We start from the raw sequence: 25,231 nt of genomic DNA, 5'->3' as shown, positions 1-25,231 counted from the left end.
GGGTTCATAGGTGAAAAAGAGAACCCGCTGAAATCACTCGGCTTTTTCACATCTGAAACCCCATTGCAGCACTGAAATGCAGCCATGGGGCAGGGCCAGCGTCGGTTAGTCCTTCAAGTGCTTGAGAAAACTAGAGTTTCTCACCGCGAGGCGGCTGGCATGGCGACTGCTAGAGGAACACGCGGGACACATCGAAGCGAGGCTGAAGGCGGTTCCCCCCCACCCCTTCAGCACTTCCGGTGAGTCACCTTGAGAAGACCCGCGGCCCGGCACCTCTTTGGGGTGTCGGGCTGCCTTCTTTTCGGCGTCTGTAATCTCTGACAGCACGCGACGAAAGGGAGCTCAGGTGGGTTTCGCGGAATCGCCGTGGGTGGTGCGTCCAGGTCGGTTGGAGGACCACGCCGTCTTTGCCCGGCTCTTCTTGGAGCTCGGGGTGGATGACCCCCCACCTCCTGAGTCCATGTGGGCGGCGGAGCTCGCGCCCCTCGCCCTGCTCGCGGAGGGCCCCCGGGGTGTTGAGGCCTACGGCGTGGCGGAGTCCCTGGGGACTTTCGGGTACGTGAGCCAGTTGGTGGTGGCCCCGTCCGCGCGAGGGAAGGGGCTGGGGCGGACGATGATGGCGCACCTGGCCGAGCACCTGCGCGCACAAGGGTGTGCCCGCTGGGGCCTCAACGTGAAGCGGGACAACGTGCCCGCGCTCGCGCTCTACACCTCGTTGGGCATGCGGCCGGTGCGCGAGGCCACCACGCTGCGGGTGACGCGGGCGCACCTGGACGCGCTTCCCCCTGCGTCACCCGAGGGGCGCCTGGTGCCGGTGACGCGAGAGGACTGCGACGCGTTGACGGAGGCCTTCCGGATGGTGCCCGGCAAGCTGGCGTGCTTCGTGGCCCGTGCGTCGCACCGGGTGCTGGGGCTCGTCGACTCGCGGGCGCCCGGGCGCCAGTGGCTGGGGATGATGGACCTGCGCGCCTCCGGGCCCACCCTGTTCCCCTTCTTCGCCGTGTCACCCGCGCATGCGCGGACGCTGCTGGAGGACGCCTTCCTCCGGATGGGGGAGGGCGTGTCCTCCCTGAATGTCGCGCTGATGGACGACGCGCCGCTGGTGCAGCGGCTCCGCGACGCGGGGGCGCAGACGCGTCTGGAGACATTCCAGCTCCAGGGCCCGTTGCCAGACGCCGGGCCCTGACGGCCGCTGAAAACACGACGCCCGCCCGGGCACGAAGCCGGGGCGGGCGTGAAGTGACAGCCGGGCTGAGTCGTTACTGGCCGAAGATGCTGCTGGCCTGCTCCAGCCACGTCATCACGGGGCCGGGGATGATGCCCAGCACCACCACGCCAAGGGTGGAGACGACGAGCGCCAGCTCCGTGGACCAGCTCCGCTCGAGCGTCTGCGCGCCCTCCGGCACCGGCCGCATGAACATGTAGACGACCACGCGCAGGTAGTAATAGACGCCCGCCGCGCTGGACAGCACGCCGACGATGGTGAGGCCGATGAGGCCCGCGTCCACCGCGGCCTGGAAGATGAGCAGCTTGCTCATGAAGCCGATGGTCGGCGGGATGCCACCCAGCGACAGCATGAAGGCGGCCATGGCGAAGGCCCAGCCCGGCTTGCGCTGCGCCAGCCCGCTGAAGCGCTCCAAATCCCAGGCGGTGCCCTTCTCCTCGTCCTCGCGACGCTCCAGGACGGAGATGATGGAGAACGCGCCCACCGCGCTGAACGTGTAGGCCAGCAGGTAGTAGAGGATGCCGCGCAGCGCCTCGGAGCGGGCGATGTCCAGCGGGCTGCCACCGGTGAGGGCGGACGCGCCCAGCAGGCGGAACTGCTCGCCCGGGCCGGTGACGAAGAGGGCGGCCACGCCCACCAGCAGGTAGCCGGCGTGGGCAATGGACGAGTACGCCAGCATGCGCTTCACGTTGCGCTGCGGAATCGCCAGCAGGTTGCCCGCCACCATGGTGAGGAAGGCCAGCACGGAGAACAGGCCCAGCAGCATCTGCGGGTCCACGCCCTTGCCCACCATGAAGAACACGCGGACCATCGCGGCGAAGGCGGCGGCCTTCACGCCCGCGCTCATCAGCGCGGTGACGGGCGTCGGGGCGCCCTCGTAGACGTCCGGCGTCCACATGTGGAACGGCACCGCGGCCACCTTGAACGCGAAGCCCGCGCCCACCAGGATGATGCCCGCGTACACGAGGCCCGGCTGGGTCGACAGGGCCGAGGCCAGCGGGCCCGCCATGGCCGTCAGGTGCGTGGTGCCGGTGGCGCCGTAGAGCAGCGCCGCGCCGTAGAGCAGCACCGCGGAGGAGAACGCGCCCAGGATGAAGTACTTGAAGCCCGCCTCGCTCGGCCGCGTGCCGCGCCGCAGGTACGACGTCAGCGCGTAGGTGGCGATGGAGAGCACTTCGATGTTCACGAAGAGCGTGATGAGCTCGTTGGACATCGCCAGCAGGCTCATGCCGGCCGAGGCGAACAGCATCAGCGCGTAGAACTCACCGCGCTCGGCGCCGCGCTTGCGCAGGAAGCTCACCGAGCTCAGCGTCGCCAGCGCCAGGCCCACGCACACCACGAAGGTGAGGAAGCTGGAGAAGGGGTCCAGCACGCCGAAGCCGAGCATCACCTCTTGCGGCGGCTCGAACATCAGCGACAGCGCCGTGGCACCAGCCGCCACCGCCGTCACCACGGTGAGCACCGCCTGGTACGCGCGCGACGCCGTCGAGGAGAGGAACACCTCCGACAGCAGCAGGATGGAGGCGCCGACCACCATGATGATGGTGGGCAGCAGCGGGAGGAAGTCTGCCAGGCTGAGATTGGGCAGGTTCATGTCGGAAGCTCAGGCGGCTTACTGCCGCGGCGAGGGAACGGCCGGGGCAGCGGCCAGCGGAACGGGCGCGGACGGCGCGGCGGCGACCTGACGGGGCGGCAGGGACATCACCTCCACCCGGAGCTGGTCCTCCTGCAGGGCCGCGCCCGGCGTGCCCACGCGGGCGCGGGCCAGGAAGCGGTCCGTGGACGGCGACAGGCGGTCCAGGAAGGGCTGCGGCTGCAGACCCATCACCGCGACCAGCACGATGAAGGGGAGCACCGTGAGGCCCTCGCGCAGGTTCATGTCCGTCAGGTGCTGGTTCTCCCGGTGCGTGAGGCCACCGAAGAACACCTTCTGCACCATCCACAACATGTAGGCCGCGCCCAGGATGACACCCAGCGTTGCGAAGGCGCCGAACACCATCGTCAGGTGCGCGTTGCCCGCCGCCTCGCCCAGGTCGCTCTTGAAGGTGCCCAGGAGGACGAGGAACTCACCGATGAAGCCGTTGGTGCCCGGCACGGCGATGGACGAGAAGGTGATGATGACGAAGGCCGCGGTGAATACCGGCATCACCTTCGCGATGCCGCCGTAGTCCGCCATCAGGCGCGAGTGGCGCCGCTCGTACAGGTAGCCGAACAGGAGGAACAGCGCGCCCGTGGACACGCCGTGGTTGAGCATCTGGTACGCGCTGCCCGTGGCGCCCTCGGCGGTAATCGCCAGGATGCCCAGCATGCAGTAGCCCAGGTGGCTGACGGACGAGTACGCGATGAGCTTCTTGATGTCCCGCTGCGCCAGGCACATCAGCGCGCCGTACACGATGCCGATGACGGCCAGCGTGGCCAGGAAGGGCCGCGCCTGCTGCGTGGCCACCGGGAAGAACGGAATCGCGTAGCGCCAGAAGCCGAACGTGCCCATCTTCAGGGTGACGCCGGCCAGAATCATGGAGCCGGCCACCGGCGCCTGAACGTGCGCGTCCGGCAACCAGGTGTGCAGCGGCCACATCGGGACCTTGACCGCGAACGCGATGGCGAACGCCGCGAACAGCCACGGACCCCAGGTGTGCAGCGTGGCGGCCAGCCCGGTCAGCGAGTCACACGACCCCTCCGTGGTGCACGCGCTGAGCTGACGGTTGGCGTCCAGCAGGCCGTTGTAGATGCTCGCGTAGTCGAACGAGCGCGCGCCCACCGGCGAGCTGATGAAGTACACGGCGATGATGGCCACCAGCATCAGCAGCGAGCCGGCCAGCGTGTAGAGGAAGAACTTCACCGCCGCCATCTGGCGGTCCTCGGCGCCCCACACACCCACCAGCAGGTACATGGGGATGAGCATGGCCTCGAAGAAGACGTAGAAGAGCAGCACGTCCAGCGACACCAGCGCGCCCAGCATCGTCGTCTGGAGCACCAGCAGCGCCAGGTGGAACTCCTTGATGCGGAACTTGATGTACGTGGTGGACGCCAGCACCACCAGCGGGCCCAGGAAGACGGTGAGCAGCAGCAGGCTCACGGCCAGGCCGTCCACGCCCACGTGGTAGCTGGTGCCGAACAGGTCGAACCACCGCGCCCGGTACTCGAGCTGGAACTCCGGACCGCCCGGCACGTAGGCCATGTACGCCCAGACGCCGAACACCAGGTCCACGACCATGGCGATGAGCGTGACGGTGCGAATCTGGCCGTTCTCGCTGGCGGGCAGCATCGCCACCAGCGCCGCGAACACGAGCGGCAGGAAGACGACGAGGTTGAGCAGGTGGGTGTCGAAGAAGCTCATTGCATCACCTGGATGAGGGCGTAGACGACACCGCCCAGCAGGGCGATGGCCATCACGGCGGCGTAGGCCTGGGCGTCGCCCGACTGCACGTACCGGAGCGCGCTGCCCACGCGGGCCGTCACCCACGCGGTGCCGCGGACCGCCACGGTGTCGATGACGAGCGCGTCCACCACGCGGAAGAGGAGGAAGCTCATGAACTTCACGGGACGGATGAGGATCAGCTCATAGAGCTCGTCCACGTAGAACTTGTTCTGGGCCGCCCGACGCACCGCCCGGGCGTAGGCCGGAACCGGCTGGCCCACCCGCGCGGGGAAGAAGACGCGGTACATGTAGAACGCCAGACCGCCACCGGCCATGGCGACCGCCCAGGCCTTGAGGTAGTCCGGGAAGACCTGCGGGCGGCTGGTGTCGAGCACCACGAGCGAGCTGCCCTCGGTGATGCGCTTGGTGGCGCTGAACACCGGGCTCAGGAAGTTGTCCAGCACCGGCTGCGCCGACATGTCGAAGAAGTTGATGCCGAACGCGTACCGCGCGGCGACGACGCTGAGCACCGCGAGGACCACCAGCGGCAGGGTCATCTGCCAGGCGCTCTCGTGGGCGTGGGCCACCTTGGCCTCCTTCGAGCGAGGACCCTCGAAGGTGAGCAGGTAGGCGCGCGTCATGTAGAAGGCCGTGGACGCGGCGATGAGCAGGCCCAGGTAGTAGACGACGCCGCCCACCCACTCCAGACCCGCGAGCTTGTTGAGGTGCGCGGCGTGGAGGATGGCGTCCTTCGAGAAGAAGCCGGAGAGCGGGACGATGCCGGTGATGGCCAGCGTGGCGATGAGGAACGTCGCCCAGGTCCAGGGCATCTCCTTGCGCAGGCCGCCCAGCTTCTTGATGTCCGTCTCGTCGCCGTTGCCGTGCATCACGCTGCCGGCGCCGAGGAAGAGGCACGCCTTGAAGAAGGCGTGCGTCATCAGGTGGAACACGGCCGCCCAGAAGATGCCCATGCCCACGCCCATGAACATGATGCCGAGCTGGGACACCGTGGAGTAGGCGAGCACCTTCTTGATGTCGTCCTGCGCGAAGGCGATGAGCGCCGCCAGCAGCGAGGTGAGCGCGCCGATGATGGCGATGGTCGCCATGGCGGTGGGGCTCAGCACCAGCAGCGCGGACATGCGGCTGAACAGGTAGACGCCGGCGGTGACCATCGTCGCGGCGTGGATGAGGGCGGAGACCGGCGTCGGGCCGGCCATGGCGTCCGGCAGCCAGACGTACAGCGGGAGCTGCGCGCTCTTGCCCGCCGCGCCCAGGAGGAACAGCAGCATGGCCGCCGTCATCACGCCGCCGAAGGTGTAGCCCGCCAGCGGGCCCGCCTGGATGGGCGTGCTCAGGTCGACCTGGTCCGCGGCGGTGTCCAGCAGGCCCTCCGCCATCTTCTCCAGGCCCTTGAACGTCACGGGGCCCTTCTGCGCCAGCGCGGCCTTGTAGTGCTGCGACGTCGTGCCGGCGTTGTTGAAGTCCGCCGCGTTCGACTGCTGCGTGAAGGCGGAGACCAGCAGGACGAGCAGGAAGGTGGCGATGAGGAACGCGAAGTCACCGATGCGGTTGGTGACGAAGGCCTTGCGACCGGCCCAGGCCTTGGCCGGGTCGTCGTACCAGAAGCCGATGAGCAGGTAGCTCGCCATGCCGACGCCCTCCCAGCCCACGAAGAGCAGGACCAGGTTGTCGGCCAGCACCAGCGTCAGCATCGCCGCGACGAAGAGGTTCAGGTACGCGAAGAACCGCCAGTACGCCGCGTCGTGCTCCATGTAGCTGGTGGAGTACAGGTGGATGAGGAAGCCGACGCCGGTGATGATGAGCAGCAGGATGCCGGACAGATGGTCCACCATCAGTCCGAAGTTCACCCGGAAGTCGCCCACCGAGAACCAGGTGCCGTAGTCGTACGCGAGCGCGTACCGCACGAAGTCCCGCTCGAGGCCGAACGGGTTGGGGTACACGGCCGCCAACCGGCCCGTTTCGGGGTTGTAGGAGCTGGTGGCCCAGAAGGCCAACACGCTCAGGACGAAGGCGCCGGCCACCGTCGCGCACGCGATGAGCTGCACGTTCGCCCGGCCCAGCATCTTGCCGAACACGCCGCAGATGAACGCGCCGAGCAGGGGCAGGGCGATGATGAGCCAGAGGGAGGGGGCCAGGATGTCTGGCGCCACGGGGGCCGCCCGGAAGAATTCGACGAGAGTCATGACAGTGGCTCCTGGGGGCTCAGTGCTTCATCGTCCGGATGTCTTCCACCAGGACGCTGCCCCGGCTCCGGAAGACGGCGATGACGATGGCCAGACCGATGGCGGCTTCCGCCGCCGCCACCGCGATGACGAAGAAGGCGGACACGTGGCCGAGGTCGTCACCACGCATGCGCGCGAAGGCCACGAACGTGAGGTTCGCCGCGTTGAGCATCAGCTCCACGCACATGAAGATGACCAGCGCGTTGCGGCGGACGAGCACGCCGAACATGCCCATGCAGAACAGGGCGGCGGCAAGCAGGAGGTAGTAGGTGATGGGAACCATGGGCCTGTTCGGGGCCTCGCGAGCGGCTGCCTGCGCCGCCATCTAGCACAGAAAAGTTGTCCGGAATGGGCGATCAGATTCGCGACTTGGCCACGACGACGGCGCCCACCATGGCCACCAGCAGCAGCAAGCTCACGGCTTCGAAGGGGAGCAGCCAGCGGGTGAAGATGACCTCACCCATGGTGGCGATGGTGCCGAAGCTCGCCTGGGCCTCCAGGCTCAGCGTCGCCGGCTCGGCCGGAATCTTCAGCAGGATGATGGCCAGCACGGCGAACAGCCCCACCGTGGCCGCGCCGCCCGCGATGCGCGCCAGCGTGGGCTTGCCGCGCGTCGGCGACTCACCCAGGTTGAGCAGCATGATGACGAACAGGAAGAGCACCATGATGGCGCCCGCGTAAACGAGCACCTGCATCACCGCGATGGTGTGCGCCCAGAGCAGCACGTAGATGCCGGCCAGGAAGAAGAACGTGGACACCAGCGCCATGGCCGAGTTGATCGGGCTGCGCGCGAAGATGACCGTTCCGGCCGACAGCAGCGTCAGGAGCGCGAACGCTCCGAAAAGAACGAGCTCGATGTTCAAGACCAGTCTCCGAACGAACCCCAGGGCTTGTCGCCGAACGGGCAGCGGTGCTCACGGATGTGGGCCTCGAACTCGTCCCGGAACCGCATGAGGAACGAGTGCGTGGGCAGCGCCGCCGCGTCGCCGAGCGCGCAGATGGTGTTGCCCAGACCGATGGGCGGGTACGGGGCGATGGACGACGCGACGTTGGACAGCATGTCGATGTCGCCCGGCTCGCCGCGGCCTTCCTCGATCTTGCGCAGCAGGCGCGTCTGCCAGGGCGTGCCCTCGCGGCACGGCGTGCACTGGCCGCAGGACTCTTCCGCGTAGAAGCGGGCCACGCGCCACAGGCTGCGCACCATGCAGGTGGCGTCGTCCATGACGATGACGCCGCCGGAGCCGGCCATGGTCTGCTTGACCTTGAGGGCCTCGAACTCCATGGCCACGTCCAGCTCGTCCACGCCGAGCACCGGCGCCGAGGAGCCGCCCGGAATCACGGCCTTGACCTTGCGGCCCGCGGGCATGCCCCGGCCGTACTTGTCGTCGTAGATGAGCTCGGCGAGGGTCGTGAACATCGACACCTCGTAGACGCCCGGCCGGTTCACCGTGCCGGAGAGGCACACGAGCCGCGTGCCGCCCGACTTGTCGGTGCCCAGCTTGGCGTAGGCGTCCGCGCCCTGCTGGAACACGGCGGGCACGCTGGCCAGCGTCTCCACGTTGTTCACCACCGTGGGGCAGCCGAAGAGGCCCACCACCGCGGGGAAGGGGGGCTTGAGGCGGGGCCAGCCCTTCTTGCCTTCCAGGCTCTCCAGCAGCGCCGTCTCCTCGCCGCAGATGTAGGCGCCCGCGCCGCGCACCAGGTAGCAGTTCAGCTCGAAGTCCTTGCCCAGGACCGTCTTGCCGAAGATGCCGGCCTTGTAGGCCTCGTCGATGGCCGCCTGCGTGCGCTCCGCCGGGAACTTGAACTCACCGCGCAGGTACACGTAGCAGGTATGCACGCCCAGCGCGTAGGCCGCGATGGCGATGCCTTCCAGCATCATGTGCGGGTCGTCTTCGAGGATGTAGCGGTCCTTGAAGGTGCCCGGCTCGGACTCGTCGCCGTTGACCGCCAGGTACTTGGGCTTGGGGCTGTCCTTGGGGACGAAGCTCCACTTGAGGCCCGTGGGGAAGCCGGCGCCGCCGCGACCGCGGAGGTTCGACTTCTTCACCTCGTCGATGATGGCGGCGGGCTCCATCTGGAGCGTCTTCTTCAGCGCCTCGTAGCCCCCCCGCTTGCGATAGCTGTCCAGGGTCCAGGACTGAGGCTTACCCCAGGCCGCCGAGATGATCGGTTCGATCGTCTTTGCCGTAGAGGCCATGTCGATGACGTCCTAAGCCTAAGAAGGGTGGGGGAGGTTCAGCTCAACTTGGCGAGGATGGCATCCAGCTTCGCCTGCGTCAGGCTTTCGTGATGATCCTCGTTGATCTGCAGGCAGGGCGCAGTACCGCACGAGGCCAGGCACTCGGTCTCTCGCAAGGTGAACTTCTCGTTCGCTTCACCTGCCTTGAGCCCGAGCTTCTGCTCCAGGTAGGCGAGCATCTTCTCCGCGCCCCACAGCGAGCAGGACAGGTTCGTGCAGACGTCGATGACGTACTTGCCCGGCTTCTTGAGGTGGTACATCACGTAGAAGCTGGCCACTTCCATGGCCCGCTCGGGAGTGACCTCGAGATGCTTCGCCACCAGCCGCAACCCATCCGGGGGCAGCCACCCCTTGATTTCCTGGAGCAGCCTCAGCGCTGGGAGCATGCCCGCGCTTTTGCGATCCGGAGGGTAGTGGGAGATGATCTCCGCGATTCCCGCGTCGAACGTCTTCTGCTCTTCAGAGGTGAACAGGGGCTCCGCCATGGCGGGCCGGTACGTATTGCCCCAATGGCTACGTTGTCAACATAAACCCTCGAAGCTACACTGGGTTGCCATCAGCAAATTGCCGAGCGATTTCAAGCCCTTGTTATGAACCCGGGTCCAGAGGACAAGCGCCAGCACCCCCGCGTCCCCGCTGTGCTGAGAGTGGACTACACGGACGGGCGTCAGGCCCGTGACGTGACGGAGAACCTGTCCCATGAGGGCCTGTTCGTTCAGACGGAGCAGGTCTTCCGCCTGGGGGACGAGGTCCGGCTCGCACTTTCTTTCCCGGGCCTTCTGGATCCGGTAGAAGTCAGCGGAACCGTGGCCTGGACGCGGCCTGCGCGCGCCGATCAGCCCGCGGGCGTCGGCGTTCGCGTGGAGCGCGAGCAGGACCGACGGAAACTGGGTGACATCTTGAGTGCGGCAGGAGCAGACAGCCACGCGTCCCACGTCGAGCACGAGGGGTACCGTGTGCTCATCGTCGAGGACAACCCGCACATCATCGAGATGTACAGCTACGTGCTGAAGAAGCTCGCCAGCGGCGAGCTGCACGGGAAGGTCCCCCTGGAGGTCCACTTCGCGCCGGACGGGCACCACGCGCTGCAGATGCTGCGCGAGGACCGCTTCAACCTGGTGATGACGGACCTCTACATGCCGGTGATGGACGGCTTCGCCCTGGTGGAGCGCATGCGCGAGGAAGAGGCGCTGCGCGCCATTCCCATCATCGCCATCTCCGCGGGCGGCAAGGAGGCGCAGGACCGCGCCATGCAGTTGGGCGTGGACATCTACCTGCGCAAGCCGGTCCGTTTCGTGGAGGTCCTGGAGACGGTGAAGCAGCTTCTGCGCATCAAGTAGGCGCGCGTTTTACCGCCAGTCATCCGTTGAGCGTCGGCGGGGGGACCGCATAGAGTCCCTTCCCCATGCAGAAGCCCGCCCTCAATCGCGATACCGTCAGTGGCGAGGCGCTGTTCATCCTCCGGAACCTGAGGGAGAACGGCCGTCTTGGACGCTCGAACAAGCTGGCCGACGTGAAGGCCGCCCTCGAACCGTCCGTGTCGCTCGAGTTCGACAACTACTTCTTCTTCCTCCGGAAGTTCCACTACATCGCCATGGACCGCGAGGCCCAGCTCAAGCTCACCGAGCAGGGCGAGCAGGTGGCGGGGGGCGAGCTGAACGAGCGCTTCTCCGTGGAGGTCGGTGAGTTCTTCGCCGATCAGCTCGCCGCCGTGGTGGGCACGCCCGAGGAGCCCCAGGAGGGCGACGAGCCCCTGATGGTGCCGCCGCCGCCGCCCGAGCTGCTGCTGGACGAGACGGAGGTGGAAGCCCACCCGACGCCGGGCCCCACGCCCGCGCCGCCGCCCATGCCGCCGATGCGCAGCTCACGCTCGGCCATGCCCGCGCTGGACCTGGGCACGCCCGCCGCGGCCATCCCCATGCCGCCGCCCTCCGCCGTCGCCGCCGAGCCCCGCCGCGAGGCCACGGTCATCATTCAGGGTTTCCCCCCGGCGTCCGCCGCCTCGCCGTCTCCCACCCCTTCCGCGCCTGCCGCCGCCCCCATGCCCGCTCCCGCCGCGCCCACCCCCGCTCCCGCCGCCGCAGCGCCCGCCGCCTCCGCTCCGAAGGGCTCGGAGCTGGACCTGCGCTACCAGAAGTTCGACCCCATCGGCACCGGGCCGCTGGGCACCGTCTTCAAGGGCCGCGTCACCGCGCTCGGGTTGGACATCTGCCTCAAGGAGCTGAAGGACATCTTCGGCTACTTCTCCTTCCTGCAGCGGGGCGAGGTCCTCAAGCGGCTGAAGAAGGAGCTGTGCGCCCAGGCGCAGGTGCGTCACCCCGGCGTGGTTCAGGTGGTGGACCAGAACGTGGAAGCGGCGCGGCCGTACTTCGTGCTGGAGCTGATGCAGGGCAGCCTGCGGGAGCGGCTGGACGCGGGTGGTGGCAACGGCGTGCCGGTGCCCTTCGCGCTGCGTGCCTTCTTGCAGATGGCCTACGGCCTGCGGGCCGCGCACGCCTCGGGCCTCACGCACCACAACATCAAGCCGGAGAACGTGCTCTTCGACGCGTATGGCAACGCCAAGCTGGCCGACTTCGGCCTGGGCCGCGTGGTGGAGGTGGACTCCACCAAGGGCATGCCCCAGGTCTTCGTGGGCACGGGCGGCATGTCCTATATGGCGCCGGAGTTGATGAACCGGGGCGGCAAGGAGCCGGGCCCCGCCGCGGACGTGTACGCGCTGGGCATCCTCCTCTACGAGATGCTGACCGGTCAGATTCCGGGCCGCCGCTCGCCGCTGCCTTCCGAGGTCAACCCGGAGGCCCCCAGCGGCTTGGATCAGCTCTTCGACAAGGCCACCCAGGACAAGCGCGAGCAGCGCTACCCGGACGTCGACGCCATGTTGGAGGACTTCTACAAGGCCTTCCCGGAGCGGGAGTTCCTCGGCAAGGGCGACCTCGTCATCTCGTCCGACACGCCGAAGGAGTGACGGCCGGGCGGCCGGGCCCCGGCGCACTCGGGGCTCGCCGCGCACGCGGGGGACTGCCAGACTTGGCGGGGCCATGACCTCGCCCTCGTCCGAAAGCGTGCTCATCACCGTCACCGGGAAGGACCAGCCCGGCATCACCTCGCGCCTCACCGGCCTGTTGGCGGAAGCGGGCGCCGAGCTGCTCGACGTGGAGCAGGTGGTGGTGCGGGGGCGGCTCACCCTCTGCCTGCTCGCGCGGCTGTCCGGGGACGCGGGCGCCGTGCTGGAGCCGCTGGTGGCCGCCGCGAAGTCGCTGGGCGTGACGCTGGACTTCGAGCCCGTCCACGCGCCCGCGTCCGAGGACGGCAGGGGCCCGCGCTTCGTCGTCACCGCCGTGGGCCGCGCCTTGGGCGCCCGGGAGCTGCACGCGCTGACGCAGGTGCTGACCGCCCACGGCGCCCAGGTGGAGCGCATCACCCGCACCAGTGAGCCGCACCTGGGCTCGGTGGACATCCACCTCGCCCTGGCCGCCGGGCAGCCTCCGGACGCGCTCAAGCAGGCGCTGCTGGAGCTGTCCATGCAATCGGGCGGCTTCGACGTGGCGTTGCAGCGCGAGAGTCTGTTCCGGCGCGGCAAGCGGATGGTCGTCATGGACATGGACTCCACGCTCATCCGCATCGAGGTCATCGACGAGCTGGCGCGCGCGCACGGCGTGGGCGAGCAGGTGGCCGCCATCACCGAGCGCGCGATGCAGGGCGAGATGGACTACGACGAGTCGCTGCGTCAGCGCGTGTCGCTGCTCGCGGGCCTGGACGTGTCCGTGGTGCACCAGCTCGCGGCGAACCTGCCGTTGACGGAGGGCGCGGAGACGTTGGTGCGCGTGCTCAAGCGGCTGGGGTACCGCACCGCCGTCATCAGCGGCGGCTTCTCCGTGGCGGCCGAGGCCCTCAAGGCGCGGCTGGGCATCGACGTGGCGCACTCCAACGAGCTGGAGGTGCGCGACGGGAAGCTCACCGGTCGCACCGTGGGCCCCATCGTCAACGCGCGGCGCAAGGCGGAGCTGTTGGCGTCGCTGGCCCAGGCGGAGGGCATCCAACTGGACCAGGTGGTCGCCGTGGGCGACGGCGCCAATGACTTGCTGATGCTGGAGCGTGCCGGGCTGGGCATCGCCTTCCGGGCGAAGCCCAAGCTGCGCGCCGCGGCCGATACGTCCATCTCCGCGGGAGGCCTGGACACCATCCTCTTCCTGCTGGGGCTCACCGGCCGCGAGCTGCTCGAGCTCGGCTGAGGACGCGGACTACAGCCTCATCCTCGCGGCCAGCTCGCGCTGTTGGAGCGCGCCCTTCTCCAGGAGCAGCTCCAGCAGCGCGCGCAGAATCTTGGAGCTCTTCTCCTGGTTCTGCTGCACCGTCTGCAGACGCTTCAGGTCCTCGTCGCTCCACTCCGAGGACGGCGCGCCGCCCGCGAGAATCTCGTCGAGGATGTCGGCGGCGCTCGCGTTGCTGGCCGGCGCGGGGGCTCGCTCCGCGGCGCGCGGCGGCGGAGGGGGCGCGGCGGCGGGCGCGGGCGGGGTGATGTCCGCGATGCGCTTCACCACCGTGTTGCCGCTCATGTCGACGACCTTGAACTCGTCTTCATCCGAGGACGTGTCCTCGTCCGACTCGCGCTGCTTGCCACCGAAGCGCGTGCTGACCACCGGTTCCTGCCCGCGGTAGTGGCGGAGGATGGCGTGTTCGATTTCACGCTCGCCCGCCACCATGACGACCACGCGGGCGCGGCTCTTCGCCGCCACCTGGTCCAGCGTGACGAGGTCCGTGGGGTCCGCCATGGCCAGCACCAGCGTCTTGCCGTTGTCCTTCAGCGACACGGGGAAGACGGCCTTCTGCTCGGCGAGGTTCACGTCCACGCGCGCGAGCGCGCCCGCGTCGCGTGTGACGTTGCCCAACTGGATGCGCTGCATTCCCAGGCCCTGGCAGATGGCCTCGGTGATGACGTCATCGGTGGCCAGCCCCAGGTCCGCGATGATGCGCGACAGGCGGCCTCCCCATTGGTCATGGGTGGCCAGCGCGCTGCGCAGTTGCAAGTCGTCGATGACGCGTGCCTTGACGAGGATGTCGCCAATGCGATTCCGGGAAGGAGATGCCATGGCTCCGCATTCTACCGTCTAGATGCGCGGACGCTGCGTCCGCGATGAGGAGGCCTGCCATGCAACCCTTCGCGGAATCCGCCACCCAGCAGTGTCCCTATTGCGGTGAAGCGGTCGAGGTCGCCGTGGACCCCATCGGCGTGGCCTCGGAGTCGTACATCGAGGACTGCCCGGTGTGCTGCCGTCCGTGGACGGTGCAGGTGTCCCGCGACGAAGAAGGGTACGCGGTGCAGCTCGGGCGCGACGACGACTGAGTCGGCCGGGAAGGCGGGCAGGCAAGCGTGGTGTGAGGGCCCGCGCGGGGCCTCGGGGCGTTGCTTGACACGTTCCGAAGCATGGTTCTCTTGAGTCTTGTGAGGCGGCGCTGGAGCCCCGGTGGGGGGCACCGCGGCGACCGCGAACCTGAACCAACACAAGCACAGTCATGCCGTGCGTCCGCGAGGGCGACACGAACAGGAGACGTCCATGCAGACCCGCAATCCGTTCAACTCCGCCGTGGTGGTGAACCCGTTGATGCGCGACGTGGACGCGCTCTTCCGCGAGCTGACGCAGCCCATGTGGCGTCAGGCGCCGCGGGAGCGCACGCCGGCCGCGGACATCCTCGAGTCCGAGAGCGGGCTCACGCTCCAACTGGACATGCCCGGGCTGGAGGCGAAGTCCATCCAGGTGACGGTGGAGAAGGACATCCTCACCGTGCAGGCCGAGCGCAAGGCCGAGCCCCGCGCGGAGGGCGTCAACGTGCGCCGGCAAGAGCGCGCCTTCGGAACGTTGGCCCGTTCCTTCGCGCTGCCTGACAGCGTGGACGCCAGCAAGGTGGAAGCGCGCTACGAGCAGGGCGTGCTGACGCTGACCTTGCCTCGGCGCGAGGAGAGCAAGCCTCGCGTCATCGAAGTCAAGGTCCAGGGCTGAGGCCCCGGGCGCACACCGCTGGCCAGGGAGGTCACCTGCCTCCCATCATCACAACCCCTGCCAGGGCTTCCGCGGACAGAGGCGGAAGCCCTGCCTGTGCTACCGCTTGGCGCTGAGCGCCATTGGCACGCGGAACAGCTCCAGCACCTGCTGGACGTCCAGCGGCTTGGCCAGGCACGCCAGCGCGCCGGCCTGCTTGGACTGCTCCACGACTTCCGGCGTGTGCGCGGACGTCATGGTGATGAGCCGCACGCCTTCCATCTGCTTGCGCGCGCGGATGCGGCGGCAGACCTCGAGGCCGTCGATGTCCGGCATGTTGAGGTCGATGATCATGCCGTGCGGCTTCTGCTCGGACACGAGCAGCAGGGCCTCCACGCCGCTCGTCGTCGTCTGCAGCTCCACCTGGGCCGCGAACGGCTTGAACGCGCGCTTGATGGCGTCCAGCACCGGGCGCTCGTCATCCACCGCGAGCAGGCGCACGGTGCCGCTTCCGAGCTCTTCCGGCACAGGCATCTGGTGCGTGATGAGGAAGGTGCGCAGGTCCGCCGACCGCACGCGGCGGTGGCCGCCCGGCGTCCTGAAAGCCATCAGGATGCCCCGGTCAATCCACTTGCTCACGGTGGACGGGTCCACCTGAAGCAAACGACTGATGTCGTGCGTGGTGTAGAGCTGGTCCGTCATCGCCGTACTCCCCTCTTGCTGCATCATTCCGCTGCCCATGGAACTATTCACCTACCTTGAACACGGGTTTTCTTCAACCTTACTGAGTACCGCGCCTATCAGACCCTCTCATCAGACCCACTGCGTCGTCCCAGCGGCCACTGGCCTTGAGACACAGTTCCACGAGTTCACGAGCGGCCCCTCGGCCGCCAGGACTCTGGGTAACGAAGTGGGCCTCGTGGCGCACTTCGGGGACCGCATCCGCAGGACAAGCGGAAAGAGCCACCATTGAAAGTGGGCCCAGGTCGTTGTGGTCGTCACCCATGTAGGCGCAGGCGTCCAGGGGCACGTCCAGTTGGGCGACCAGCTCTTTGAGCGCGGCCGACTTGTCACGTCGGCCCTGAAACACCGCCGCGAGCCCCAGCTCCTTGCCGCGCTTCTCCACGATGCCGGAGGTGCGGGCGGTGAGGATGGCGGCGGGCAGGCCCGACAGGCGGGCCATGACGAGCGCGTGGCCGTCCTTGACGTCGAAGCGCTTCATCAGCTCGCCGTCCTGGCCGTAGTAGAGGCCCCCGTCCGTGAGGACCCCGTCCACGTCGAAGACGAGCAGGCGCACGCGCGCAGCGCGGGACGTGAGCTCTTCCTTTCCCAGTCTGGAAGGGGCTTCCGTCACCATGGCTTGCTCGACTCCTCTGTGCGCTGACGCATCAACCCGGCTCGTGTCCCAAGACGCGGCGGATGCTCAGCACGTTTCGTACCACGTCCTCGAACATCTGTGGGTTCAGCGAACACGGACCGTCACACAGGGCACGATCCGGATCTTCGTGGACTTCCGTGAACAACGCGTCAATCCCGGCGGCCGCGGCGGAGCGCGCGAGCAATGACACGAAGCGGCGCTCACCGGCCGTCTCGCCGTTGCCAGCGCTGGGGAGCTGCACGGAGTGGGTGGCGTCGAAGCACACGGCGAGGCCGGCGTCGCGCATCTGCGCGAGGCCGCGCATGTCCACCACGAGATTGTTGTAGCCGAACGTCGAACCGCGCTCGGTGACGAGCACGTTGGGGTTGCCCGTCTCGAAGGCCTTGCGCGCCGAGTGGACGATGTCCTTGGGCGCCACGAACTGCCCCTTCTTCAGGTTCACGCCCTTGCCAGTACGCGCCACGGCTTCCACCAGATCCGTCTGCCGGCAGAGGAACGCCGGTATCTGGATGATATCCACAACTTCCGAGGCTGGCCCGACGTGACTTGTTTCATGGACGTCCGTGAGTACGGGGACGCCCACTTCGTCGCGGATCCGCTTCAGGATTCTCAGACCTTCCTTGAGACCCGGGCCTCTGAAGGACTTGCCGCTGGTGCGGTTGGCCTTGTCGTAGGAGCACTTGAAGGCATACGGCACGCCGAGCCGGCTGGTGATGTCCTTGAGCATCCGGGCGTGGCGCAGGGCCATGTCCTCGGACTCGATGCTGTCGGGGCCGGCGATGACGAACAGCTTCTGTCCCTGGCCAACCTTGAAGCCGCACAGCTCGATGGGGGTGGGGGCACTCATGCGGTCACCTGCCCGGCCGCCGCGTTCGCGTCCCGCTGGGCGAGCGCCGCGCGGATGAAGCCGGAGAAGAGGGGGTGGGGTGCGAAGGGCTTGCTCTTGAACTCGGGGTGGAACTGGCAGCCGACGAAGTAGGGGTGCTCGGCCAGCTCAATCATCTCCACCAGGTTGAGCTCGGGGTTGGCGCCGGAGATGACGAGCCCCGCCTCCTGCAGCTTGCCCCGGTACGCGTTGTTCACCTCGTAGCGGTGACGGTGGCGCTCCTGGATGGTGTCCTGCCCGTAGAGCTGGTGGGCGCGGGTGCCGGGCTTGAGCGCGCAGGCGTAGCTGCCCAGGCGCATGGTGCCGCCCTTGTCCTGCACCTTCACCTGGCTCTCCATGAGCGTCACCACCGGGTGCGGCGTGTGCTCGTTGAACTCCAGGCTGTTGGCGTTGGCCAGGCCCAGCACGGTGCGGCTGAACTCCACCACGGCCATCTGCAGGCCCAGGCAGATGCCGAAGAAGGGGACCTTCTTCTCACGCGCGTAGCGCACGGCGGCAATCTTGCCCTCGGTACCGCGCACGCCGAAGCCGCCGGGCACGAGGATGGCGTCCACGCCGGCCAGCATCTTCTCCGCGCCCTGCTCCTCGACCTCCTGGCTGTCGACGAAGTGCAGGTTCACCTTCACGTCGTTGGCGATGCCGCCGTGCAGGAGCGCCTCGTTGAGGCTCTTGTAGCTCTCCGTGAGGTTGACGTACTTGCCGACAATCGCGACGCGGACCTGTCCGCGCGCCGGCTCGTACACCTTGCGGATGATGTTCTCCCAGCGCTCCAGGTGGGGCGCCCGGCTCCAGATGTTGAGGACCTCCGCGAGCCGCTCGTCCAGGCCCTGGCGGTGCAGCTCCAGCGGCAGCTCGTAGATGCTGCGCACGTCCGGCGAGGTGAACACGCTGCGCGTGTCCACGTTGCAGAACATGGCGATCTTGTCCTTCATCTCGCGGGACACCTCGCGGTCCGTGCGGCACACGAGGAAGTCGGGCTGGATGCCAATCTCGCGCAGCTTCATCACCGAGTGCTGCGTGGGCTTGGTCTTCACCTCGCCGGCCGCGCCGATGTACGGCAGCAGCGTCAGGTGCACGTAGACGACGTTCTCGCTGCCCACGTCGTAGCGCATCTGGCGGATGGCCTCGAGGAAGGGCAGCGACTCGATGTCGCCCACGGTGCCGCCCACCTCGACGATGACCACGTCCGCGTCCTGCGCCGCCTGGCGGATGCTGGACTTGATTTCGTCGGTGACGTGCGGAATCACCTGGACCGTCTTGCCCAGATATTCGCCCCGCCGCTCCTTCATGATGACGGCGTGGTAGATGCGGCCGGACGTGAAGTTGTTGAGCCGGCTCATCCGCGCGTTGGTGAACCGCTCGTAGTGGCCGAGGTCCATGTCCGTCTCACCGCCGTCCTCGGTGACGAACACCTCGCCATGCTGGAACGGGCTCATGGTGCCCGGATCCACGTTGATGTAGGGGTCCAGCTTGATGAGGGTGACGGCCAGCCCACGGTTCTCCAGCAGGGCGCCGATGGAAGCCGAGGCGAGGCCCTTGCCGAGGGAGCTGACCACTCCGCCCGTCACGAAGATGAACTTGGTTTTCTTGGAGCGCATGTCCCGTTCTGCCAACTGAGGCAGGGATGCGTCAATTATTCTGTTTTCGGTGGACGGCCGCCCGCTGTGTCCTGGGGGGCTGCGTCAGTTGCCGTCCCAACCACCCGGGCGGGCGACCGCGAACTCCTGGGCGGTCGGCTGGCCGACGCGGAACTTGCGCAGGTCGCAGTTCCGGCAGCTCCACCCCTCCCAGCCGCGCTTCACCACCAGGTGCAGGCAGGCGTCGTAGTTGGGGCAGAAGAGGTTGCGCTGCGTGTCGACGGACTCTTCGTCACGAAGGGCGGTGGGCAGCGGGCTGGGGCATGGGGTGATGGACACGGCTGTGACTCCCGGAAGAAACGTGTTGGGTCGGCCTCCCCCTGGCGCGCTCCGAACAGGAGGGGCGGTCCGGCATTCCCGAGCGTCCGTAAAAAGGCCCGTCTCCCTCGCGGGAAACGGGCCCCGAACTGCCAGCGTCTGCCACCGCCTCAGCGCCTTTTCAGGCCACCGACGCGGAGGTGGACGCCTTGGAGTTGCTGTCGTTCAAGGCATCACCTCCTTTCGGAGCCCCTGACTTAATCGGGCCGGGAAATGGCCGCCACTGTCGCTGGGTGCAGGGCCCAAGCCGTGTGGGCACCAGACGTTCAAGCTGCGACAAACTGCCGCTCCACCAGCCGCCGGTACAGGCCCTCCTGGTTCATCAAGGAGGCGTGGGTGCCGCTCTGGATGATGACGCCGCCGTCGAGCACCAGCACCCGGTTGGCGTTGGCCACGGTGGACAGGCGGTGGGCGATGATGAGCGTGGTTCTGCCCTGCATCAGGCGCTCCAGCGCGTCCTTGACCAGGTGCTCGCTCTCCGCGTCCAGGGCGCTGGTGGCCTCGTCGAGGATGAGCAGCCGAGGGTCCTTCAGCACCGCGCGGGCGATGGCGACGCGCTGCTTCTGGCCACCCGAGAGCTGCACGCCGCGCTCGCCCACCTGGGTGCGGTAGCCCTCCGGGAAGCGCTCGATGTAGGCGTGGGCGTTGGCGGCGCGAGCGGCCTCTTCCACCTGGGCGTCGGTGGCGTCGGGCCGGCCGTAGCGGATGTTGTCCGCGATGGAGCAGGAGAAGAGCTGGGGCTCCTGCGCCACCATGCCGATGTTGCGGCGCAGCCACTCCGGCTCCAGGGCGGTGAGCGGATGGCCGTCCAGCAGCACCTCGCCGCCCTGCGGGTCATAGAAACGTGACAGCAGGGAGGCCAGCGTGGACTTGCCCGCGCCGGAGGGGCCCACCACCGCCACCACCTCGCCCGGCCGCAGCTCCAAATCCAAGCCCTGGAGCACCGGCACGTCGGGCCGGGTGGGGTAGGAGAAGTGGACGCCGCGGAACTCCACGTGGCCGCGCAGGTCCGTGAGCTGCTCGCCGCCGGCGCGGATGGCGGGCTGGCGGTCCAGCAGCTCGAAGACGCGCTCGGCGGCGCCGCTGGCGCGCATGAAGTCCGCCCACAGCTCCGCGATGCCGCTGAACGAGAAGGCCACCAGCATGGTGTAGATGAGGAACGAGGTGAGCGCGCCCACGGACAGGCTGCCGTCCACCACCAGCCGGCCGCCGTACCACAGCACCGCGGCGATGGAGCCGTACCCGGCGATGGACGCCGCGCCCAGGAACACGGAGGACTGGAACGTGCGGTCGCGTGCCAGCGTGAAGGAGCGCTCCACGGCGACGCTGTAGCGCTCCACCTCGTGGCGCTCCGCGGCGAAGGAGCGCACCGTGCGGATGCCGGACAGGTCCTCCTCGGCCACCTCGCCGCTGGCGGCGAGCGCGTCCTGCACCTGGCGGGAGATGGCGCGCACGCGGCGGCCGTACAGCACGGCGCCAATGGCCACCGGCGGGATGACGGTGAGCATCACCAGCGTGAGCTGGAAGGATGTGTAGAACAGCAGGGCCACGCCGCCCACGGCGGTGACGGCGTAGCGCAGGAACATGGACACGTTGGCGGTGACGGTGTTCTGGAGCACCGTGGTGTCCGACGACAGGCGGCTGGTGAGCTCACCGGTGCGGCGCGCGTCGAAGAAACCCACCTCCTGGGACAGCAGGGCGCGGAAGAGGTCCTTGCGCAGCCGCGCCACCACGCGCTCGCCGGCGGTGTTGAAGAGGTAGGCGCGCAGGGCCATGGCGAGGCCCTGCACCACGAACACGGCGAGCATCACCAGCGCGAGCCCGTCCACGACCTGACGGTTCTTCGCGTTGAGGGCCTGGTCCACCAGGTCGCCAATGGCGCGGGGATAGACGAGCGTGGCGCCGCTGCTGATGAGCAGGAAGAGGGTGGCCCCGGCGAGGGGCACCACCTCCGGGCGCGCCAGCATCAGGAGGCGGCGCAGCGTCACGCGAGGAGGCGGCCGGGCTGTCGAATCTTTCTCGGGGGAAGACACCGGCGGAGACTAACGCGAGCCTGCGGGCGGTGCACTGGGCGCCTGCGTGTGTGCTGAAGGGGTATTAATCCTCTCCTACGCGGGTCAGCCGCCATGTCAGGGGGAGCGCCATGGAGAAGCACGGATTCGGGAGCACGCGGGTGTCAGTGCCCGTCCTCGGGCAGGGGACCTGGCAGATGGAAGCGGACGACCGGGCAAGCGCCCTCCGTGCCCTTCGCGCCGGGTTGGACCTGGGGATGACGCACGTGGACACCGCCGAGCTGTACGGCCACGGCCAGGTGGAGGAGTCCATCGTCTCCGAGGCCATCGCCGGCCGGCGGGACGAGGTCTTCCTCGTGTCGAAGGTGATGCCGTCCAACGCCACCTATGCGGGGACGCTCGCCGCGTGCGAGCGGAGCCTGAAGCGGCTGCGCACCGACTGGCTCGACTGCTACCTGCTGCACTGGCCGGGTTCGCACCCGCTGGAGGAGACGGTGCGCGCCTTCGAGAAGCTGGTAGCGGACGGAAAGATTCGCGCCTGGGGCGTGAGCAACTTCGACGTGGAGGACCTGGAGGAGGCGCTCTCGCTCGCGGGGCCGGGGCGGATCGCGTGCAACCAGGTGCTCTACCATCTGGAGGAGCGCGCCATCGAACACGCCGTCCTGCCTTGGTGTGAAGCGAACGGCGTGGCGGTGGTGGGCTACAGCCCCTTTGGCAACGGCAGCTTCCCTCGGCCCGACAGCCGGGGTGGGAAGGTGCTGGGTGCCATCGCCCGCGCGCATGGCGTCACGCCGTACCAGGTGGCGCTGCGGTTCCTGGTGCGTCGGCCCTCGCTGTTCGCCATTCCCAAGGCGAGCCGGGAAGCCCACGCGCGGGACAACGCCGCCGCCGCGTCGCTGGTGTTGACCTCCGAGGAGCTGGCGATGCTCGACGGCGCCTTCCCGCTGGACGCCGAGCCCGCGTCGCTGCCCGTTATTTGATGCCGGCGGCGAAGGACTTCCGGAAGGCGGACACGGTGGGCTCGCCCGGGCCCACCGTCACCGTGCCCGTCTCTCCCTCCACGGCGGCGCGCGTGTCGCGGCCCTTGAGGAAGCGCACGGTGGTGATGCGGCGCAGCACCTCGCGTCCCTGCTCCTGGGCCAGGGCGCGCAGCGCGTGGCTGGTGACATTCACGGCGGACTCGAGCGCGCGGCGGCCCGGCTCGTCGTCCAGCCCCATCCAGTCCACGTCGAAGCGCAGCGGCTTGCCGCCCAGCGACATCTCCCCCGGCCAGAACTGCTCGGTGAGGGCGTGGGGCAGCTTCTCCAGCAGCGTGACGATGTCCTGCCGCGTGGGGTTGGGGCGCACCAACTGCGTGAGCTCCAGCAGCTTCTCCGCGTGGCTCACTGACACCGCGACCACCGTGGCGATGTCCACGTAGGCCACCGACTCCGAGCGGCGCAGGCCTTCCTTGCCCAGGGCGAGCAGCACCGATTCGCGCGGGATGTAGTCCACGACCTCGCCCGTCAGCGAATGGCCGTGGGACAGGTGCAGGGTGGCGGTGATGGTGGGGACCTCCTCGCCCGTGCGAGCGCGCGTGGCGACCGTCCCGAGCTGCTCCAGCACCCGCTCCACCTTGCGCGACACCAGCCGTTGAACGCCCTCCATGTCCTCGTCCTCCTGCTGCGTCCTGCGGGTCTCTTTGGGGCGCTCCGTCTTCGCGGGCGCGGGTGGCTTGGGCGCGGCGGGAAGCTCCGCGAGGGCGGGTGGCTTGGGCGCGGCGGGAAGCTCCGCGGGCGCGGGCACCCGGGCTTCCACGGGAAGGGCCGCGCCCGCCGGGTCGACGGCCGGGGCGGTGGCTCCGGCTCCGGGCGGAGCCCCTGGCGTGGGCGCGCTGTCGGGAGAAGGCGTTGCCTCCTCCGTCTTGCCCCCGCCGAAGACGTTCTTGAAGAAGCCCACGGTCAACCCCCTCTCGCGCGGAGGAGGGCCTCGACCTTCTCCACGTCACCGGGCACGTCCACGGCCACCGTATGCGAGGCGACCTTCGCGCAGCGGATGGGGATGCCGTGTTCCAGCGCGCGGAGCTGCTCCAGCTTCTCCGCCTCTTCCAGCGGCGTGGGTGCCAGCTTCGCCAGCGACAGCAGCACCTCGCGCCGGTAGCCGTACAGGCCAATGTGTCCCCACCGCGGCGCGGACGCGCCGGGCTCGCGCACGTGGGGCACCAGGCTGCGGCTGAAGTAGAGCGCGTCGCCATTGAGCGCGAGCACCGCCTTCACCACGTGCGGGCTGCTGGCCTCATCGGCCTCGAGCGGCCGGACGAGGGTGCCCATCCGCACGGCGGGGTCGGTGAAGAGGCCCGCGAGGCGCTGGAGCGCGGCGGGGTCCACCAGGGGCTCGTCTCCCTGAACGTTCACCCAGATGTCGACGTCTGGACGTTCGAGCGCGACCTCGGCGACGCGGTCCGTTCCGGTGGCGCATGCGGGGCTGGTCATCACCGCGCGGCCGCCGAAGCCCTCCACCGTGGCGCGGATGCGCTCGTCGTCGGTGGCCACCCAGACCTCGTCGAAGGCCTGGGCTTCCTGGCAGCGGCGCCAGACGTGCTCAATCATTGTCCGGCCGGCGATGATTGCCAGCGGCTTGCCTGGGAAGCGGGTGCTGGCATGTCGGGCGGGAATGACTGCAACGGTCCGGCAAGATTGCATGACCCCTCCGTCTATCAGGTTCGCGACGTATGCCGGCCCCCGGGATTGGACATTCGCATCATCGGACACTGGCCAGCGCGGCTCCAGTGCCTAGCTTTGGTCGCAACATGAAGAAGGTCATTCATATCGTTGGGGCGCGTCCGAACTTCATGAAGGTCGCGCCCATCTATCGCGCCATCGCCGAGCGTACCCCGTTGGAGCAAATCCTTGTCCACACGGGGCAGCACTACGACGCAAAGATGAGCGACGTTTTCTTCTCAGACCTCGGCTTGCCTGCCCCAGACGTTCATCTGGGCATCGGGTCGGGCAGCCATGCGCAGCAGACCGCGCGGATGATGGTGGAACTGGAGAAGGTCTTCCTGGCCCATCCGCCCGCGCTCGTCTCCGTGGTGGGGGATGTCAACAGCACCATCGCCGCCGCGCTGGTGGCGTCCAAGCTGGGGATACCCCTGGCGCACGTCGAGGCGGGCTTGCGGAGCTACTCGCCGCACCAGCCCGAGGAGATCAACCGGCTCGTCACCGACCGGCTGTCGGACCTGCTGCTGACGCCCTCGCGCGACGCGGACGCCAACCTGCTCAAGGAAGGCACCGACCCGGCTCGCATCCACTTCGTGGGCAACGTGATGATCGACTCGCTCTTCGCCTCGCGAGAGAAGGCCGACAAGCTGCCCTTGCTGAAGGACCTGGGGCTCATCCCGCACGGCTACGCGGTGTGCACGCTCCACCGGCCCTCCAACGTGGATGACCCGAAGCTGCTGGGCGGACTGATGTCCGCGGTGGCCCACGTCTCCACGCGCCTGCCCGTCATCTTCCCGGTGCACCCGCGCACGCGGAAGGTGATTTCGGAGCAGGGGTTGGACTCCTGGTTCGAACAGAGCCCGAACCTGCGGCCCGTGGACCCCATGGGCTACCTGGACTTCCTGGCGCTCACGTCGAAGGCGCGGCTGGTGCTCACCGACTCGGGCGGCCTCCAGGAGGAGACCACCGCCATGGGCATCCCGTGCCTCACCCTGCGCGAGCAGACCGAGCGTCCCATCACCGTGGAGGAGGGCTCCAACGAGGTGGTGGGCACCGACCCGGTCCGCATCCGCATGGCCGCCGACCGCGTACTGGACGGGCATGGCAAGCAGGGGCGCGTCCCGGAGTTCTGGGATGGCCGCGCCGCCGAGCGCATCGCGGACCTCTTCGCCAGCTTCCTCGGCGTCGAGGACCAGCCGATTCAGGCAGCCTCCGCCTGACGGCCTGACGCTCCGTTTGGACGGGCCCTGGG

24 protein-coding genes are annotated in these 25,231 nt (G+C 68.4%); 8 read left to right on the top strand and 16 right to left on the bottom strand.

The window, feature by feature from the left end; genetic code table 11:
• Positions 1-346: 346 nt before the first annotated feature.
• Positions 347-1,186: a GNAT family N-acetyltransferase gene (locus A176_RS28555; protein ID WP_002638440.1), complete on the top strand. Its 840-nt coding sequence runs from the start codon at positions 347-349 to the stop codon at positions 1,184-1,186.
• Between the two features lie 73 nt (positions 1,187-1,259).
• Here A176_RS28555 and A176_RS28550 read toward each other — a convergent pair whose 3' ends face one another.
• From A176_RS28550 to A176_RS28520, 7 genes are all read right to left on the bottom strand, one after another.
• Positions 1,260-2,819 carry an NADH-quinone oxidoreductase subunit N gene (locus A176_RS28550; RefSeq protein ID WP_002638441.1) on the bottom strand — a complete coding sequence of 520 codons (1,560 nt, stop codon included), beginning with the start codon at positions 2,817-2,819 and terminating at the stop codon, positions 1,260-1,262.
• An 18-nt stretch (positions 2,820-2,837) separates the two neighbouring features.
• Positions 2,838-4,565, bottom strand: coding sequence for a complex I subunit 4 family protein (locus tag A176_RS28545; RefSeq protein ID WP_002638442.1), 1,728 nt, complete (start codon positions 4,563-4,565; stop codon positions 2,838-2,840).
• Positions 4,562-6,790 (bottom strand): NADH-quinone oxidoreductase subunit L, encoded by a 2,229-nt coding sequence (nuoL, locus tag A176_RS28540; RefSeq protein ID WP_002638443.1) that lies wholly within the window; start codon positions 6,788-6,790, stop codon positions 4,562-4,564. The genes A176_RS28545 and nuoL overlap by 4 nt, the downstream gene beginning before the upstream one ends.
• Positions 6,791-6,809: 19 nt before the next feature.
• Complete coding sequence (gene nuoK, locus A176_RS28535) at positions 6,810-7,112, bottom strand: NADH-quinone oxidoreductase subunit NuoK (protein ID WP_002638444.1); 303 nt, start codon at positions 7,110-7,112, stop codon at positions 6,810-6,812.
• Positions 7,113-7,185: 73 nt separating this feature from the next.
• Entirely contained in the window at positions 7,186-7,692 is a 507-nt protein-coding gene (locus A176_RS28530; RefSeq protein ID WP_002638445.1) for an NADH-quinone oxidoreductase subunit J family protein, read from the bottom strand.
• Positions 7,689-9,029, bottom strand: coding sequence for an NADH-quinone oxidoreductase subunit NuoF (gene nuoF / locus A176_RS28525; protein ID WP_002638446.1), 1,341 nt, complete (start codon positions 9,027-9,029; stop codon positions 7,689-7,691). The genes A176_RS28530 and nuoF overlap by 4 nt, the downstream gene beginning before the upstream one ends.
• 38 nt (positions 9,030-9,067) lie before the next feature.
• The gene (locus A176_RS28520; RefSeq protein WP_002638447.1) at positions 9,068-9,556 is read right to left on the bottom strand and encodes an NADH-quinone oxidoreductase subunit NuoE family protein; all 489 of its coding nucleotides are present in this window, start codon (positions 9,554-9,556) and stop codon (positions 9,068-9,070) included.
• Positions 9,557-9,661: 105 nt separating this feature from the next.
• On the opposite strand from A176_RS28520, the gene A176_RS28515 reads away from it, so the two are divergent.
• From A176_RS28515 to serB, 3 genes are all read left to right on the top strand, one after another.
• Positions 9,662-10,411 carry a TIGR02266 family protein gene (locus A176_RS28515; RefSeq protein WP_044889314.1) on the top strand — a complete coding sequence of 250 codons (750 nt, stop codon included), beginning with the start codon at positions 9,662-9,664 and terminating at the stop codon, positions 10,409-10,411.
• 65 nt (positions 10,412-10,476) lie between these two features.
• Entirely contained in the window at positions 10,477-12,036 is a 1,560-nt protein-coding gene (locus A176_RS28510; protein WP_021781004.1) for a serine/threonine-protein kinase, read from the top strand.
• A 73-nt stretch (positions 12,037-12,109) separates the two neighbouring features.
• The gene (serB, locus tag A176_RS28505; RefSeq protein WP_002635138.1) at positions 12,110-13,303 is read left to right on the top strand and encodes a phosphoserine phosphatase SerB; all 1,194 of its coding nucleotides are present in this window, start codon (positions 12,110-12,112) and stop codon (positions 13,301-13,303) included.
• 9 nt (positions 13,304-13,312) lie between these two features.
• Here the strand turns inward: serB and A176_RS28500 are convergent, their stop codons facing one another.
• On the bottom strand, positions 13,313-14,161 hold the full coding sequence (locus A176_RS28500) for a GspE/PulE/PilB domain-containing protein (RefSeq protein ID WP_002635139.1): 849 nt from the start codon (positions 14,159-14,161) through the stop codon (positions 13,313-13,315).
• A 59-nt stretch (positions 14,162-14,220) separates the two neighbouring features.
• On the opposite strand from A176_RS28500, the gene A176_RS28495 reads away from it, so the two are divergent.
• Positions 14,221-14,415 carry a CPXCG motif-containing cysteine-rich protein gene (locus A176_RS28495; RefSeq protein ID WP_002635140.1) on the top strand — a complete coding sequence of 65 codons (195 nt, stop codon included), beginning with the start codon at positions 14,221-14,223 and terminating at the stop codon, positions 14,413-14,415.
• A 211-nt stretch (positions 14,416-14,626) separates the two neighbouring features.
• Positions 14,627-15,070 (top strand): Hsp20/alpha crystallin family protein, encoded by a 444-nt coding sequence (locus A176_RS28490; protein ID WP_002635141.1) that lies wholly within the window; start codon positions 14,627-14,629, stop codon positions 15,068-15,070.
• A 99-nt stretch (positions 15,071-15,169) separates the two neighbouring features.
• On the opposite strand, the gene A176_RS28485 is transcribed toward A176_RS28490, so the two are convergent.
• From A176_RS28485 to A176_RS28460, 6 genes are all read right to left on the bottom strand, one after another.
• Positions 15,170-15,790, bottom strand: a complete 621-nt coding sequence (locus A176_RS28485; protein WP_002635142.1) for a response regulator — start codon at positions 15,788-15,790, stop codon at positions 15,170-15,172.
• Between the two features lie 40 nt (positions 15,791-15,830).
• Positions 15,831-16,406 (bottom strand): KdsC family phosphatase, encoded by a 576-nt coding sequence (locus tag A176_RS28480; RefSeq protein WP_002635143.1) that lies wholly within the window; start codon positions 16,404-16,406, stop codon positions 15,831-15,833.
• 31 nt (positions 16,407-16,437) lie between these two features.
• A complete protein-coding gene (gene kdsA / locus A176_RS28475; protein ID WP_002635144.1) occupies positions 16,438-17,274 on the bottom strand; it encodes a 3-deoxy-8-phosphooctulonate synthase in 837 nt (278 codons plus the stop codon).
• On the bottom strand, positions 17,271-18,911 hold the full coding sequence (locus A176_RS28470; RefSeq protein ID WP_002635145.1) for a CTP synthase: 1,641 nt from the start codon (positions 18,909-18,911) through the stop codon (positions 17,271-17,273). Before A176_RS28470 ends, kdsA begins: the two co-directional genes overlap by 4 nt.
• Before the next feature lie 84 nt (positions 18,912-18,995).
• Entirely contained in the window at positions 18,996-19,229 is a 234-nt protein-coding gene (locus tag A176_RS28465) for a hypothetical protein (protein WP_002635146.1), read from the bottom strand.
• A 305-nt stretch (positions 19,230-19,534) separates the two neighbouring features.
• Complete coding sequence (locus A176_RS28460) at positions 19,535-21,301, bottom strand: ABC transporter ATP-binding protein (RefSeq protein ID WP_044889315.1); 1,767 nt, start codon at positions 21,299-21,301, stop codon at positions 19,535-19,537.
• A 110-nt stretch (positions 21,302-21,411) separates the two neighbouring features.
• Here A176_RS28460 and A176_RS28455 point away from each other — a divergent pair, with 110 nt between their 5' ends.
• Entirely contained in the window at positions 21,412-22,260 is an 849-nt protein-coding gene (locus tag A176_RS28455; RefSeq protein ID WP_002635148.1) for an aldo/keto reductase, read from the top strand.
• On the opposite strand, the gene A176_RS28450 is transcribed toward A176_RS28455, so the two are convergent.
• Together A176_RS28450 and kdsB are read right to left on the bottom strand one after the other, a co-directional pair.
• On the bottom strand, positions 22,253-23,218 hold the full coding sequence (locus A176_RS28450) for a hypothetical protein (protein WP_002635149.1): 966 nt from the start codon (positions 23,216-23,218) through the stop codon (positions 22,253-22,255). The genes A176_RS28455 and A176_RS28450 overlap by 8 nt on opposite strands.
• A 2-nt stretch (positions 23,219-23,220) precedes the next feature.
• Complete coding sequence (kdsB, locus tag A176_RS28445; protein WP_044889316.1) at positions 23,221-23,961, bottom strand: 3-deoxy-manno-octulosonate cytidylyltransferase; 741 nt, start codon at positions 23,959-23,961, stop codon at positions 23,221-23,223.
• A gap of 107 nt (positions 23,962-24,068) precedes the next feature.
• Here kdsB and wecB point away from each other — a divergent pair, with 107 nt between their 5' ends.
• The gene (wecB, locus tag A176_RS28440) at positions 24,069-25,199 is read left to right on the top strand and encodes a non-hydrolyzing UDP-N-acetylglucosamine 2-epimerase (RefSeq protein WP_002635151.1); all 1,131 of its coding nucleotides are present in this window, start codon (positions 24,069-24,071) and stop codon (positions 25,197-25,199) included.
• The last annotated feature ends 32 nt before the right edge of the window (positions 25,200-25,231 follow it).

It is taken from the genome of Myxococcus hansupus (assembly GCF_000280925.3).
Classification (GTDB): domain Bacteria; phylum Myxococcota; class Myxococcia; order Myxococcales; family Myxococcaceae; genus Myxococcus; species Myxococcus hansupus.
Note: the sequence above shows the minus strand (reverse complement) of the source record. Positions and strands in the feature narration are given on the sequence as shown.

Excerpts from the sequence above, each read along its gene's own strand:
- A176_RS28550 (WP_002638441.1), bottom strand. The coding sequence starts at position 2,819 with ATGAACCTGCCCAATCTCAGCCTGGCAGACTTCCTCCCGCTGCTGCCC.
- A176_RS28545 (WP_002638442.1), bottom strand. The coding sequence starts at position 4,565 with ATGAGCTTCTTCGACACCCACCTGCTCAACCTCGTCGTCTTCCTGCCG.
- nuoL (WP_002638443.1), bottom strand. The coding sequence starts at position 6,790 with ATGACTCTCGTCGAATTCTTCCGGGCGGCCCCCGTGGCGCCAGACATC.
- nuoK (WP_002638444.1), bottom strand. The coding sequence starts at position 7,112 with ATGGTTCCCATCACCTACTACCTCCTGCTTGCCGCCGCCCTGTTCTGC.
- nuoF (WP_002638446.1), bottom strand. The coding sequence starts at position 9,029 with ATGGCCTCTACGGCAAAGACGATCGAACCGATCATCTCGGCGGCCTGG.
- A176_RS28520 (WP_002638447.1), bottom strand. The coding sequence starts at position 9,556 with ATGGCGGAGCCCCTGTTCACCTCTGAAGAGCAGAAGACGTTCGACGCG.
- A176_RS28515 (WP_044889314.1), top strand. The coding sequence starts at position 9,662 with ATGAACCCGGGTCCAGAGGACAAGCGCCAGCACCCCCGCGTCCCCGCT.
- A176_RS28510 (WP_021781004.1), top strand. The coding sequence starts at position 10,477 with ATGCAGAAGCCCGCCCTCAATCGCGATACCGTCAGTGGCGAGGCGCTG.
- serB (WP_002635138.1), top strand. The coding sequence starts at position 12,110 with ATGACCTCGCCCTCGTCCGAAAGCGTGCTCATCACCGTCACCGGGAAG.
- A176_RS28500 (WP_002635139.1), bottom strand. The coding sequence starts at position 14,161 with ATGGCATCTCCTTCCCGGAATCGCATTGGCGACATCCTCGTCAAGGCA.
- A176_RS28495 (WP_002635140.1), top strand. The coding sequence starts at position 14,221 with ATGCAACCCTTCGCGGAATCCGCCACCCAGCAGTGTCCCTATTGCGGT.
- A176_RS28490 (WP_002635141.1), top strand. The coding sequence starts at position 14,627 with ATGCAGACCCGCAATCCGTTCAACTCCGCCGTGGTGGTGAACCCGTTG.
- A176_RS28485 (WP_002635142.1), bottom strand. The coding sequence starts at position 15,790 with ATGGGCAGCGGAATGATGCAGCAAGAGGGGAGTACGGCGATGACGGAC.
- A176_RS28480 (WP_002635143.1), bottom strand. The coding sequence starts at position 16,406 with ATGGTGACGGAAGCCCCTTCCAGACTGGGAAAGGAAGAGCTCACGTCC.
- kdsA (WP_002635144.1), bottom strand. The coding sequence starts at position 17,274 with ATGAGTGCCCCCACCCCCATCGAGCTGTGCGGCTTCAAGGTTGGCCAG.
- A176_RS28470 (WP_002635145.1), bottom strand. The coding sequence starts at position 18,911 with ATGCGCTCCAAGAAAACCAAGTTCATCTTCGTGACGGGCGGAGTGGTC.
- A176_RS28455 (WP_002635148.1), top strand. The coding sequence starts at position 21,412 with ATGGAGAAGCACGGATTCGGGAGCACGCGGGTGTCAGTGCCCGTCCTC.
- kdsB (WP_044889316.1), bottom strand. The coding sequence starts at position 23,961 with ATGCAATCTTGCCGGACCGTTGCAGTCATTCCCGCCCGACATGCCAGC.
- wecB (WP_002635151.1), top strand. The coding sequence starts at position 24,069 with ATGAAGAAGGTCATTCATATCGTTGGGGCGCGTCCGAACTTCATGAAG.